The organism is Gardnerella sp. KA00243 (genome assembly GCF_049244105.1).
Taxonomy (GTDB): Bacteria; Actinomycetota; Actinomycetes; order Actinomycetales; family Bifidobacteriaceae; genus Bifidobacterium; species Bifidobacterium leopoldii.
Genome location: NZ_CP058375.1, coordinates 1,413,310 through 1,426,684 on the forward strand (window position 1 = coordinate 1,413,310; position 13,375 = coordinate 1,426,684).

Here is a 13,375-nt window from a genome sequence, read left to right on the forward strand (position 1 = left end):
GATGCAGTTATAAATCTGTGATAGTCCCTCTAGCATTGTCTAGAGGGACTATTTTTATCACCAAAACTCACCAATAACCTATTTCAGTAGGTACCGTGGGTTAAACTATTGCCTCAGAGTTTGTTTTTTGCACTGTTGCGCCTAGGAGTGCGCGAAAAAAGGGAGGAAGACCCAGGTGAAAACGTTAATCCAGGCCTTCAGGACGAAGGAGTTGAGGAACAAGATCCTCTTCGTCTTCGCTATGATAATTATTTATCGTATTGGTTCATTTATTCCGATTCCGGGTGTGGACTATAAAGTTGTGCATGCTTGCACTGTTAAATTAGCTTCATCGAGCGAGAACTTTATTGGGTTAGTTAACTTGTTCTCAGGTGGCTCGCTGTTGCAGCTTTCTATTTTTGCTTTGGGTGTTATGCCTTACATCACTGCTTCCATTGTGATTCAGCTTTTGCGCGTGGTTATTCCTCGCTTTGAAGCTCTTCATAAGGAAGGTCAGTCTGGAGAAACAAAGCTTACGCAGTACACGCGTTATCTAACTATTGGATTGGCAATTTTGCAATCTACTACGATTTTGGTAACAGCACGTACGGGTGCTTTGTTTAATTATCAGTGCGGAAATAATATTATTCCAGACGGAAGCATGTGGAGCCTTATTGTCATGGTTTTGATCATGACTGGCGGTACTGGTCTTATTATGTGGATGGCAGAACTCATCACCGATAAGGGTATCGGTCAAGGCATGTCTGTCTTAATCTTTATGTCTATTTGCTCTGGCTTCTTGCCAAAGCTTTGGGAAATTGGTTGGGGCACCAACGGTTCTAATGGCGATTGGAATAAGTTCGCTATTGTTGGTGGCGTTTTGATTGTTATCCTCATATTTGTTGACTTTGTTGAGCTTGCTCAACGTCGTATTCCTGTGCAGTATACGCGCCGCATGATTGGCCGAAAAATGTATGGTGGCTCTTCGACTTATTTGCCATTAAAGGTGAATATGAGTGGTGTTATCCCACCAATCTTTGCTTCGTCAATTCTTGCTGTTCCTACTCTTATTGCCCAGTTTGGAGATAAGAGCAAGGCTTGGGTGAATTGGATTGAAGCTAATTTGGCTAATTCCACTTCTGCTTGGTATATTGCGTTTTACACAGTAATGATTGTGTTCTTCTGCTTCTTCTACACAGAGATTACTTTTAATCCTGATGAGACTGCAGATAACATGAAAGAGTATGGTGGCTTCATACCAGGTATTCGCGCTGGTAGTGCTACAAGTCATTATCTTAGCTATGTTATGAACAGGTTGAATACTGTCGGTGCTATTTATTTGCTCTTTGTTGCATTGATTCCTACCGTTTTGATTATGGCTTTGCATTTGAATACAAAATTGCCATTCGGTGGTACAACAATTTTGATTATTGCTGGCGTTGGTTTGGATACGTTGCGTCAAGCAAAGGCTCAGACTGAACAATTCCAGTATGCTGGTTTCTTGTTCAAGCATGATGAGCAAAAGCAAGTATCTAAGTAACTACAGTTAGCGAGCCAAGGAGATGAATATGCGATTACTAATTATGGGTCCACAGGGCGTTGGAAAAGGCACTCAGGCCGCTTTGTTAAGTGAACATTATGGCATTCCAGCGATTTCTACTGGTGATATTTTCCGCTATAACCTTAAGAATCATACTGAGCTTGGAAAACAGGTTCAGGGATATCTTGACAAGGGCGAGTTGGTTCCAGATGAGCTGACTAACAACATTGTTAAGGATCGTCTTGCTCAAGATGATGCAAAGAGTGGTTGGATTCTCGACGGTTATCCTCGCAACGCTTCTCAGGTTCAAGCTTTAGATCGTATGTTGGAAGAGCTTGGCACTCCTCTTGATCACGTTGTGGCTCTCGAGGCTGAGCGCGATGTTTTGCTCGAACGCATGCAAAAGCGTGCAGTGGAGCAAGGCCGTTCTGACGATACTCCAGAAGTAATTGCTAAGCGTTTGGAAACGTATGAGAAAGAAACAGCTCCATTGCTTGATATTTATGATAGCCGCGGTCAGTTGGTTGAAGTAGATGGCGTTGGAGATATTAAGGAAATCAATAATCGCATTGTTGAATCACTTAATTAAGTAGTGCGTTTTTAAATTTAAAAAGTAAGATGCGTTCTATTCGACACGCCGAGTGTTGAATGGGACGCATTTACTGTATTATAGAAGATTGGCGTGTCTTCGGATGCGCAAAGTAGTATGCCCAAGGAACGGAACGAGGCTCATGGCAAAAGACGGTGTGATTGAAGTCGAAGGCACGGTAGTAGAAGCACTACCAAATGCGATGTTTCGCGTTCAGCTTGAGAATGAGCACATTGTTTTAGCTACGATCTCTGGTAAGATGCGTAAAAATTATATTCGCATTCTTCCTCAAGATCGTGTAGTGCTAGAGATGAGCCCTTACGATCTGAATCGTGGGCGTATTACGTACCGTTATAAGTAAGGTACAAGCAAAGGAAAACCATGAAGGTCAGCCCTAGCGTGAAGAGGATCTGCGAAAACTGTCGCGTGATCCGCCGTCACGGCCGCGTCATGGTGATCTGCATTAACCCACGTCATAAGCAGCGTCAGGGCTGAGCAGATTTCCATCGCGGAATACAAAGAATAAGGCGCTAAGTCACAGCAGAAGCTGAACCCTGGGTGCGCAGGCCCAGGCCGCATTTAATTTATATTAATGCGGAAGACTTGGTGCACGACCTGCGTAACAGTAAAGGAATTACAATGGCACGTCTTGCCGGAGTAGATATTCCCAATGAGAAGCGCATTGAGATTGCCCTCACCTACATTTTTGGTGTTGGTCGTACTCGCGCTAAGGAAACGCTTGCCGCGACCGGTGTTAATCCGGACACTCGCGTCAAGGATCTTACGGATGAACAGCTGATCACCTTGCGTGATTATCTTGAGGCCAATTACAAGATTGAAGGCGATTTGCGTCGTGAGATCGACGCTGACATCCGTCGTAAGATTCAGATCAACTGCTATCAAGGCCAGCGTCATCGCAAGGGTCTTCCTGTGCGTGGTCAGCGTACCAAGACTAATGCTCGTACTCGCAAGGGTCCGAAGCGTACTGTCGCCGGGAAGAAGAAGGCCACCCGATAGTAGTCGGTGGTCGGCTCTAGGCCACGGATATATTTCCATCGTCTAGACATACCAACTCATTCGTCATTAGGAAACGAGGGTCAATGGCAGCTGCAAAGCAAGCCTCGCGCAAGCCGCGTCGCCGGGACCGCAAGTCGGTGCCGGTTGGGCAGGCGCATATTAAATCAACATTCAATAACACGATTATCTCCATTACCGATCCATCCGGTGCAGTCCTTTCTTGGGCTTCCGGCGGTGATGTCGGCTTTAAGGGTTCCCGTAAGTCGACTCCTTACGCTGCAGGTATGGCTGCTGAGTCTGCCGCACGCAAGGCAATGGAGCATGGCCTCAAGAAGGTCGACGTGTTTGTTAAGGGTCCAGGTTCCGGTCGTGAAACCGCTATCCGTTCCCTCCAGTCCGCGGGTCTCGAAGTTGGTTCTATTACCGACGTTACCCCGCAAGCGCATAACGGCGTACGCCCACCAAAGCGTCGCCGCGTCTGAGCACTCTTACGAATCCATCCATCCAACCCGCTTATGGGCGGCGAGTGCACCACCGACCAGAAGCTGAAAGGATACCAAAGTGCTTATCGCACAGCGTCCGACACTTACCGAGGAATCACTGAATCCCCAGCGTTCTCGCTTTACTATTGAGCCGCTGGAACCAGGTTTTGGCTACACTCTCGGCAATTCGCTGCGTCGTACCTTGTTAAGCTCTATTCCAGGTGCTGCCGTTACTTCGGTTCGCATCTCTGGAGCTCTGCATGAGTTTACGACTCTGCCAGGTGTTGAAGAAGATGTCACTGAAATTCTGCTGAACATCAAGGGCATCGTGCTCACGAGTGAGTACGACGAGCCTGTAGTGATGTATTTGCGCAAGAATGGTAAAGGTGAAGCCACTGCTGGAGATATTACTCCTCCAGCCGGTGTTACTATTGCTAACCCTGACTTGCATATTGCTACACTCGCAGAAGATGGTGAACTTGAAATTGAGTTTACTGTTGAACGCGGTCGCGGCTACGTGCCAGCTCAGATGAACAAGCAGGAGAACAGCGAAATCGGCCGCATTCCTGTGGATTCGATCTACTCACCAGTTTTGAAGGTGAGCTATAAGGTCGAAGCTACCCGCGTGGAACAGCGCACGGACTTCGATAAGCTCATCCTGGATGTGGAAACCAAGCCAGCTATTACACCGCGTGATGCAGTTGCATCTGCAGGCTCGACTTTAGTTGAGCTTTTCGGCCTTTGCCGTGAGCTTAACGTTGATGCTGAAGGTGTTGAAGTTGGTCCAGCGCCAACTCATGATGAAGCTGATTCTCAGTTGGCTATACCGATTGAAGATATGAATTTTACTCAGCGTAGCTATAATTGCTTGAAGCGTGAGGGTATTCATACAGTCGGCGAACTGGTAGTTCACACTGAGCAGGATTTGCTCGATATTCGTAATTTCGGCATGAAATCCATCGATGAAGTTAAAGAGAAGTTGCAGGCAATGGGTCTGTCTTTGAAGGCTTCACCGATTGGCTTCGACGCCAATAATCTCGAAGGTGGCACTTTCTTCTCGCCTGAAGACGAGTAAGTTCCGCCTGCAAGCGTCGTAACGTTCGGATGTTCGGGTTGATGCCCACCTGAGCGATGCGACAATAAGGAGTAATAATGCCTACACCGAAACAAGGCCCTCGTCTGGCTTCTAGCCCGGCTCATGAGCGCCTGATGCTGGCCAATATGGCGACCAGCCTCTTCCAGCACGGTCGTATCGTAACGACGTTGCCAAAGGCAAAGCGTCTTCGTCCGCTTGCTGAGCGTTTGATTTCATTCGCTAAGCGTGGCGATTTACATTCGCGTCGTCGTGTGTTGCGTGTAATTCGCAACAAGTCCGTGGTTCACGTGCTTTTCACTCAGATTGCTGAGCAGATGAAGCAGCGTGAAGGTGGTTACACCCGCATCGTGAAGATTGCTCCACGTCGTGGTGATACCGCTCCTCAGGCAATTATTGAGCTCGTGACTGAGCCAGTAAGCCCAAAGAAGGCTGTTGTGAAGGAAGCTGAAGCAGCTACTAAGGTTGCAGCTAAAGAAGAAGCTGCCGAGTAGTTTATATTCCAGCTTTACGCATCGGTAAAGTGAATCTTAAAGCAAGCGTTTAATCGCTTCTTAAAGAATTGCTAAGACGAGTCGAGGTTAGTTCCTCGGCTCGTTTTTTATTTGTATTATTATTAAGTTATGCCGAATATTATTGATTTGTTGCGCAACGATTTCTCTACCTTCGCTCAGCGCAAGTTTAATGCCGTGGATGCGCTGATTTTGTGCGAGCTATCTTATATAAATATGCCAACTTCCGTGCCAAAATATTGCGATAATCCAAAGAATATTTCGACTGTATCTATTAACGAATTGCTTAGAATAGAAGACTATTCGTCAATGTTTGCTTCTGGGGCTCCTAAAGTAGATAAATTCCGTAGGAAGCTGCTTCTTGCTGTCGCTTCCAGCCCTAGGTATAGGGGAATTCGCGTAGGGGAGTATCTTGAGAGGTTTGATGAATCAAATATTGACGAATCATTAGAACAGCAGTTTGCTGGAGTTACTTTTGATCTTAGCAATTGCGAGGGGATTGATAATCCTCATACTCTTGTTGTTGCGTATCGTGGCACTGATAATACGCTTGTTGGGTGGAAAGAAGATTTCAACATGGCTTTCCGCTGCCCAGTGCCAGCTCAAGAATCTGCTGCTGAATATTTGACTTCTGTAGCGCAAAGATATAGCAAACGTTATTCTAATAAAAACTTCTTTAATAAACTTTTTGCGAACAAACTTTTTGCCCGCTTTTCAAAATCTTCCGTAGACTTGCAAAATAATAATTCAAATATTATTGTTGTCGGTCATTCAAAAGGTGGGAACATGGCTGCTTATGCGGCTATGCGCTTAGATGCTACAAGTCAAAAACTAGGTGACCTTGTATCAAAAATTTATTCTATGGACGGCCCTGGTTTTGCGTCTGATGTAGTGGATACAAGCGTTTTTGCGAATGTTTCAAGTCGTATTGAAAAAGTAGTTCCGCAGTCTGCTTTTATTGGACTGATTATGGATACTGGGGTGCCGTATAAAGTCACGACTGCCGATTCTATTGGCTTAATGCAACATTTTGGCATGTATTGGCAAGTTAAGAATGGCGATTTTGATTACTGCGATTGCGTAACGCCGCGCGCGCTGGCAGTTTCTAAGGCAGCGAACGAGTGGATGATGAATTTGCCGTTTGAAGAGCGCAAGCGCAGGATTGACGCTGTTTATAAGATTTTTAGTAATTTGGGTTACCCAACTTTTGATGAAATGTCTTTGCATTGGTCGGAAGTTGTTCCTAAATTATTGAAGGTTGCGATGCATATGGATTCAAAGACTCATGAGCTGATTCGTAGTGTTATGAGCGCTTTTGCGCTTGTGGGCGGTTCGGATAAGAAAAGCTAGTGTAAAGTCTGTTTGGAAAGGTTTTTAAATGCGACTTCGCTTGGATTTGGCTTATGACGGCGGCGGATTTTATGGTTGGGCTAAGCAGCCTACTTTGCGCACTGTTCAAGGTGATATTGAAGCAGCATTGCATATGGTTTTGCGTGTCCCGGAAAATGATCCTACTGAATCGTTGCGTCTTACTGTTGCTGGTCGTACGGATACTGGCGTTCACGCATCTCATCAAGTGTGTCATTTAGATATTTCAGATGAAACATTGCAACGTTGCATAGGGCATACTGGTTTAGATGGTGTTAGTGCGTTGGAGTATAGGCTGAGGCACGTTCTTGCGCAGGATATTGTTATACACAAGGTTAGTGTTGCGCCTTATGGCTTTGATGCTAGATTTTCTGCGCTAGAGCGCACATATGTGTATCGTATTGCTGATGGGTATTGCAAAGCTAAATATGATCCTCGTATGCGCGGCTTTGTTTTGCGTTTTGATTCAGAGCTTGATATTGATGCTATGAATCAGGCTGCGCGTCTTATGGTTGGTTTGCATGATTTTGGCTCATTTGCTAAGCCGAATCCTGGCGGAACTACTATTCGCAAAGTTAAGCAGGCTCGATGGCACAGAGTTGGGTCAAAGGATGCGCAGAATAGTACTGGATTTGTTCTTCCTATTGAACAAAGTTTGCTTGAATTTACTATTGTCGCTGATGCTTTTGCGCACAATATGGTGCGTTCTCTTGTGCAAGCTTGTGTGCAAATTGGTTGCGGAAAACGTTCTGTTGATTGGTTTGAGGAAAAGATTAATGTTCCTCTTCGTGAAGGCTCGACGGGTCCAATTGATCCTCATGGATTGACATTGGAATATGTAGCTTATCCTCCTGATGAGGAGCTTGCTTCTCGCGCTGAAAAAATTCGCGCTCGCCGTGATTCGTCTGAGTTATAACGTTTCAACGCACCATGGATTTTATATTCGCGGCATGGTTTACAATTGAAAAGTTGCGTTTGTGCGCGCTTGCAGTGCGACAAATCGCAAGTGGATGAATGTCCGAGCGGTCTAAGGAGCACGCCTCGAAAGCGTGTGAGGGTAAACTCCTCCGCGAGTTCGAATCTCGCTTCATCCGCGAATTAACCAAGCCTAAAGCTGTAAATTGCTTTAGGCTTTTTTAATTCGCCGAGCTTGCGTCAATAAAGACGCAAGCAGGGCAGACTAGTGTATTTCCGCGCAAGCTCAGCAGCAAGCGCGTAATCCGCGCGAACTTTCTCTCGCGTTTGGAGCGTTTTGTTTTGGAAATTGCTCCAAACATGCGCAACTTATCTCGCGTTTGAAGTCAAGTCCTGTTTTGTGTGTAAAGGGGAATGCCGTATAGGCTAAAAGCACTAAGTTTAAGTTTTACTTCAAAATAAGTTTTGCATCAGTAGGATACCCAAGCTCATAAGCTCTTAACAGTCTAGATGTGATTAATTGCACAATTGCATTTTTAAGAGTTTGTTGGGCGCGCATTACAGAATCGTTATCATCGCTTTTTGCAGTAACGTTATTCTCGGATGCATTATTATTTTTTGACGTAATCGTTATTATTTGATTAAAAGCAGCTAGTTCTTCTCTAGCGCAATCCATGTAAGCTATAGCGGTAATCGGCAGATCTTTTCCGTTTACTGAATCATGTGTTTTTCCGCTTTCTAACGTCTCTTGAGGAATATCGTAAACTTTTTTGCGCAAGTCTGTTCCTTCTCCTGCAGCTCGCATAAGAGTTTGAGCATTTGTCGACGCCATATCGCTGTATTCCAATGCAATATTTTGCTCTTTTCGCGCTGCTAGTGTCTGTAAAATAAAAGCAAGTTTGTCTTCAGCTTCTGCAGCTTGAGCCAAGGGCTGATGTGTCCATTTGAAGTTTTTGTAATGATTTATTACTTCTATAAGATTCGCGTATGAATCATGCTCCATTTGTTGCGCTGTTGTAGTTTTTGTATTTTCTGAGCTTTCGTTTCCGCTTTTATTGCTTACATTATTTGAATTTTCGTCACTATTTTTCTTTGAAAGCATTTCCCATTGAGCTTGCGTGCTGTATACAATACTTTCGCTTAATCTTCCTGGGCATTGCTGAGCGACAGTTTTCCAATATTTCGCTGCAGTTTCAAAATCCTTAAGGGATGTGTTATTCTGGTTCTTCTTGATTTCGCGCTGCCTTTTTTGCGCAAGCCTGTATGCTTTAGCACATGCATTTTCTGGAGCTGCTGTGTGAACTGTATGCTCGACATGAATGTTTTGCAATGTTCCGCAAGCTGTTAGAAGTGGAGATATTAAAACGCATATAAGAAGCACGAGTGCTCTGGCAATACTGCGTTTTACTTGTTTGTGCATATCATTTAACAAAACATAAAGTGTCTGCATAATCTACTAAAATAGCCACTGACTGTGACCAATATCGATTTATTAATTTGGTATTTGTTCTAAGTCTGTAACAATTAAAGCTAACTGTTGTTAGAAGAAAAAAATAAGTGTGCTCTAATAGTTACAATTAATAATCATAAATTAATGCGTTATAACGAGAGGACGTGCGCGATGGAATTGGATTTGGCGGGAATGCATCAGCTTGCGGCACAGCAGGGGATTAATGCCGAGGAGCTGGACGAGGCGCTCGCCGAGGCCTTGCGTCTTGCGTATATGAAAACCGCTCATCCTGCAAAGCATGTGCGAGTTGAATTGGACGAACGTGCAGGTTCGTTCACTGTGTGGGCTAGGGATGAAATTCCTGGTAAACCTACTGAAGATAACCCGTATCCAGCCCCAACGCTGGGAGAGGAGTATGACGATACTCCGCGTGATTTTGGTCGTTTAGCTGCTGCGACGGCTCGTCAAGTTATTAGTCAAATTTTCCGTAAAGCTGAAGATGACCGCGTATTTGGTGCGTTTTCTGGTCAAAAAGGCAAGCTTATTAACGGCATCATTCAACAAGACGCAAAAGATAACACTAACATCCACGTTGCTGTTGGAGACGTTGAAGCTATTTTGCCGCGTCGCGAGCAGGTTCCAGGTGAACGTTACCGCCATGGCGAGCGTATTCGCGTATATGTTGTAAATGTTGCTCGCGGTCTGCGTGGTCCAGAAATTGTTGTTTCACGTTCACATCCTGAATTAGTTCGTCGTCTTTTTGAGCGAGAAGTGCCGGAACTTGTTTCTGGAGCAGTTTCTATTATGTCGATTGCGCGCGAAGCCGGTGCTCGCACAAAGATTGCTGTTAGAGCTAATACTGAAGGTGTGAATCCAAAGGGTGCTTTAATTGGTCCTGGCGGTTCACGCGTGCGTGCTGTAATGGAAAACTTGGGTCAAGAGAAGATTGATATTGTGGATTGGTCGTCTGATCCAGCAAAGTTTGTTGCTGCTGCTCTTTCGCCTGCTACTGCTACACAAGTGCAAGTAGTGAGTGAAAAGAATCAAACTGCAGTTGCTTTTATTCATGATGCTCAGCTTTCTCTTGCTATTGGTAAAGAAGGTCAGAACGCTCGTTTGGCTGCAAAGTTGACTGGTTGGAAGATTGGTATTGAGTCTGCGGAAGAGCATGCTAAGAAGGTTGCTGCAGCTCAAGCACAAAATGCTCAGCCTGCTTCAGTTGATTTGAATAATAACGCATCTGCTGCTGAATAGATTGTTAATTGAGAAGTGCTAAATATTTTTTAGGTTGATATTTCCGCAATGTTTAGCACTTCTTGATTGTTTATTTTGCTAGTGGTGTGCAAATAAAGTAGTCTCTCGCGTGGCATTTAGCGACACTCGAGCCAATCCAACGTTTCGAGTATGCTAAAAGCTGGAATCTGGGCGAAAGGCAATCGCCATCGTCCGGCGGGAGACGAGGTATAAGATCATGGTCGCACGATGATATATCGCACGATAATAAATAATAAGCTCGCAATAATGTAAAGTGGTCGCGTGTACTAGCGCTGCCACAGACAGAGGAGAACACTGAGTGGTTAAAAAGCGCGTGTATGAACTGGCCAAAGAATTTGGTGTAGACAGTAAAACCGTGTTGGAGCGTTTGAAGAGCATGGGCGAATTTGTTAAGTCTGCTTCTTCAACAGTTGAGGCTCCAGTAGTCCGTCGTTTGCAAACAGCGTTAGCATCTGACGGAAATAAGTCCGAAAAGGCATCTAGTGCAAGTAAGCCTGCTGCGCCAAAAGCTAAGCCTCAAGCTAAGCCGCAGGTTAAACCTCAAGCTAAAGATTCGTCACACAGTGATTCTGTAGCTGGCTCTTCTGCTAACCAGCCTGTGCATAACACAGCTTCTCATTTTGCTCCAAAGCCGGGTGCAAATCATACTCGTTCAAACAATACTTCGCGTTCTAATGCGTCTGCCGGCGAAAATAGAAAAAATGATCGCCGCAATGATAATCGCGGCGAATCGCGACAGCAAGCTCAAGGTCAATCTCACTCAGATCGTTCACAGATGCCTCCTCGCCCTCGTCCGCACCAGAATGCACAAGGTGCAGGCGCATCTGCTCCACGTCCTGGTAATAATCCGTTTAGCCGTAAGCAAGGTATGCGTGCTCCTACACCTGGAGATATTCCACGTCCTCATCCGATGTCTCGTCCTGGCGCTGAAAATGGCCGCGGTGGTCGTCCGGGTCAAGGTGGCTCTGGAGCTCAAGGTTCGCGTGGTGAACGTGCAGAACGCGGTGGTCGCTCACGTGGCGGTCGCTCTGGTCAAGGTGGCGCACGCTCATCGCAGTGGTCGGGTCAGCGTCGCGGTCAAGGTGGCGCAGGTGCAGGCTCTGCTGCATCTTCTCGCCCATCTGCAGAATCTCGTTTTGCGTCTCAAGGAGCTAGCTTCCAGGCTGCTGCAGCGGGCGCACCTAATGGTGGTCCATCGCGTGGTGGCGGTCGCGGTCGTGCAGGAGCTGCAGGTGCATTCGGTCGTCAAGGTGGTAAATCTTCTAAGGCTCGTAAGAATCGCTTGGCGAAACGTCGTGAATACGAAGAGCTTAAAGCACCAGTGATTGGCGGTGTGCGTATTCCTTCTGGTAACGGCGCTACGATTCGCTTGCGTCAAGGCGCAACTCTTTCTGATTTGGCAGAAAAGATCGATGTAAATCCAGCAGCTTTGGTAACTGTTCTCTTCCACTTGGGTGAGATGGCAACAGCTACACAATCTTTGGATGAGTCGACATTCCAAATTTTGGGTGAAGAAATCGGCTGGAATATCAGCATTGTTTCTGCTGAAGAAGAAGATAAAGAGCTTTTGCAGCAGTTTGACATCGATTTGGACGAAGAAGAGCTGCAAGAAGATGACGATTTGCAGTCTCGTCCGCCTGTAGTAACAGTTATGGGTCACGTCGATCACGGTAAAACTCGCTTGCTTGATACCATTCGTAAGTCGAATGTTATCGATCGCGAAGCAGGTGGCATTACTCAGCGCATCGGTGCTTATCAAGTAACTGTAAATCTTGAAGGAAAGCCTCGTAAGATTACGTTCCTCGATACTCCAGGCCACGAAGCGTTTACTGCTATGCGTGCTCGCGGTGCTGAGCTTACAGACGTTGCAATTCTTGTTGTTGCAGCAGACGACGGCGTGATGCCTCAGACTGTTGAAGCTATTAACCACGCTCAAGCTGCTCATGTGCCAATTGTTGTGGCTGTGAACAAGATTGATGTTGAAGGTGCTAACCCAGATAAGGTTCGCGGTCAGCTTACAGAATACGGTTTAGTTGCTGAAGATTACGGTGGAGACACCATGTTCGTGGATATTTCTGCAAAGCAGGGCACGAACGTCGATAAGCTTCTTGAAGCTGTGTTGTTGACTGCTGACGCTGAGCTTGATCCTAAAGCAAATCCAAATATGGATGCTCGCGGTGCAACTATCGAAGCTCGACTCGATAAGGGTCGTGGTGCTGTTGCTACTGTTCTTGTGCAGCAAGGTACTCTTCACGTCGGTGATTCTATCGTTGCTGGCACTTCTTATGGTCGTGTGCGCGCTATGCTCGACGAGAACGGCAAGCATTTGCAGGATGCGGCTCCTTCCACTCCTGTTCAGGTGCTTGGTTTGACTTCTGTTCCAACCGCTGGCGACTTGTTCTTGGTTACTTCGGACGATCGTTCTGCTCGTCAAATTGCTGAAAAGCGCGCAGCTACAGAGCGTGCAGCTCAGCTTGCTAAGCGCCGCAAGGTTGTGTCTCTTGAAAGCCTTAAGGAACAGTTCGCTAAGTCTGAAGTTGACATGCTGAACATCGTTATTAAGGGCGATTCTTCTGGTTCTGTTGAAGCTTTGGAAGATTCCTTGATGAAGATTGAGGTCTCTGAGGAAGTTGGCATCCAGGTTATTCACCGCGGTGTTGGTGCAATTACTCAGAATGATGTGAACTTGGCAACTGTCGATAAGGCTGTGATTATTGGCTTCAACGTGCGTCCAAACCGTCAAGTTGCTGATTTGGCTGAACGCGAAGGCGTGGAAGTTAAGTACTACTCGGTTATTTACAAGGCAATCGAAGATATCGAAGCTGCTTTGAAGGGTATGCTTAAGCCAGAATTTGAAGAGGTTGTCACTTCTCACTCTGAGATTCGCGAAATCTTCCGTTCTTCCAAGTTCGGCAATATTGCTGGTGTTATGGTTCAAGATGGCGAAGTCAAGCGCGGTACGAAGTGCCGTATTTTGCGCGACGGCGTTGCTACAGTCAACGACTTGGAGATTTCCAGCTTGCGTAGGTTTAAGGATGACGTGCAATCCGTTAGCGAAGGTTACGAAGCTGGTATTAATCTCGGCAGCTTTAATGACATTGAGCTTGGCGATATAATCGAAACCTTTGAAATGAAGCAGATTGAGCGCAAGTAAT

At 46.0% G+C, this 13,375-nt stretch carries 13 protein-coding genes and 1 tRNA gene; 13 read left to right on the plus strand and 1 reads right to left on the minus strand.

Translation table 11 applies throughout. The annotated features are described in order from the left end of the window. Positions 1 to 175 precede the first annotated feature (175 nt). From secY to HXT50_RS05590, 11 genes are all read left to right on the plus strand, one after another. A complete protein-coding gene (secY, locus tag HXT50_RS05540; RefSeq protein WP_004574086.1) occupies positions 176 to 1,519 on the plus strand; it encodes a preprotein translocase subunit SecY in 1,344 nt (447 codons plus the stop codon). 28 nt (positions 1,520 to 1,547) lie between these two features. Beyond that, positions 1,548 to 2,108, plus strand: a complete 561-nt coding sequence (locus tag HXT50_RS05545) for an adenylate kinase (protein WP_004574085.1) — start codon at positions 1,548 to 1,550, stop codon at positions 2,106 to 2,108. A 142-nt stretch (positions 2,109 to 2,250) separates the two neighbouring features. After that, positions 2,251 to 2,469: a translation initiation factor IF-1 gene (infA, locus tag HXT50_RS05550; RefSeq protein ID WP_004105485.1), complete on the plus strand. Its 219-nt coding sequence runs from the start codon at positions 2,251 to 2,253 to the stop codon at positions 2,467 to 2,469. A gap of 20 nt (positions 2,470 to 2,489) precedes the next feature. After that, a complete protein-coding gene (rpmJ, locus tag HXT50_RS05555) occupies positions 2,490 to 2,603 on the plus strand; it encodes a 50S ribosomal protein L36 (protein ID WP_003842636.1) in 114 nt (37 codons plus the stop codon). A gap of 144 nt (positions 2,604 to 2,747) precedes the next feature. Beyond that, entirely contained in the window at positions 2,748 to 3,125 is a 378-nt protein-coding gene (gene rpsM, locus HXT50_RS05560) for a 30S ribosomal protein S13 (RefSeq protein WP_004105472.1), read from the plus strand. A gap of 83 nt (positions 3,126 to 3,208) precedes the next feature. Beyond that, positions 3,209 to 3,607, plus strand: coding sequence for a 30S ribosomal protein S11 (rpsK, locus tag HXT50_RS05565; RefSeq protein ID WP_004105468.1), 399 nt, complete (start codon positions 3,209 to 3,211; stop codon positions 3,605 to 3,607). 79 nt (positions 3,608 to 3,686) lie between these two features. Beyond that, a complete protein-coding gene (locus HXT50_RS05570) occupies positions 3,687 to 4,682 on the plus strand; it encodes a DNA-directed RNA polymerase subunit alpha (RefSeq protein WP_004574084.1) in 996 nt (331 codons plus the stop codon). A 77-nt stretch (positions 4,683 to 4,759) separates the two neighbouring features. Beyond that, positions 4,760 to 5,194 carry a 50S ribosomal protein L17 gene (gene rplQ, locus HXT50_RS05575; protein WP_004129014.1) on the plus strand — a complete coding sequence of 145 codons (435 nt, stop codon included), beginning with the start codon at positions 4,760 to 4,762 and terminating at the stop codon, positions 5,192 to 5,194. A 129-nt stretch (positions 5,195 to 5,323) separates the two neighbouring features. After that, positions 5,324 to 6,562 (plus strand): Mbeg1-like protein, encoded by a 1,239-nt coding sequence (locus HXT50_RS05580; RefSeq protein ID WP_004105456.1) that lies wholly within the window; start codon positions 5,324 to 5,326, stop codon positions 6,560 to 6,562. Positions 6,563 to 6,590: 28 nt separating this feature from the next. Beyond that, entirely contained in the window at positions 6,591 to 7,496 is a 906-nt protein-coding gene (gene truA, locus HXT50_RS05585) for a tRNA pseudouridine(38-40) synthase TruA (protein ID WP_004105454.1), read from the plus strand. Between the two features lie 92 nt (positions 7,497 to 7,588). Further along, positions 7,589 to 7,674 (plus strand) — tRNA-Ser (locus HXT50_RS05590). 269 nt (positions 7,675 to 7,943) lie between these two features. On the opposite strand, the gene HXT50_RS05595 is transcribed toward HXT50_RS05590, so the two are convergent. Then, positions 7,944 to 8,945 (minus strand): hypothetical protein, encoded by a 1,002-nt coding sequence (locus tag HXT50_RS05595; protein ID WP_004105452.1) that lies wholly within the window; start codon positions 8,943 to 8,945, stop codon positions 7,944 to 7,946. 171 nt (positions 8,946 to 9,116) lie between these two features. Between HXT50_RS05595 and nusA the strand changes: the two genes are divergently transcribed. Beyond that, positions 9,117 to 10,199 (plus strand): transcription termination factor NusA, encoded by a 1,083-nt coding sequence (gene nusA / locus HXT50_RS05600; RefSeq protein WP_004105450.1) that lies wholly within the window; start codon positions 9,117 to 9,119, stop codon positions 10,197 to 10,199. A 319-nt stretch (positions 10,200 to 10,518) separates the two neighbouring features. Further along, on the plus strand, positions 10,519 to 13,374 hold the full coding sequence (gene infB, locus HXT50_RS05605; protein WP_004574081.1) for a translation initiation factor IF-2: 2,856 nt from the start codon (positions 10,519 to 10,521) through the stop codon (positions 13,372 to 13,374). Position 13,375 lies beyond the last annotated feature (1 nt).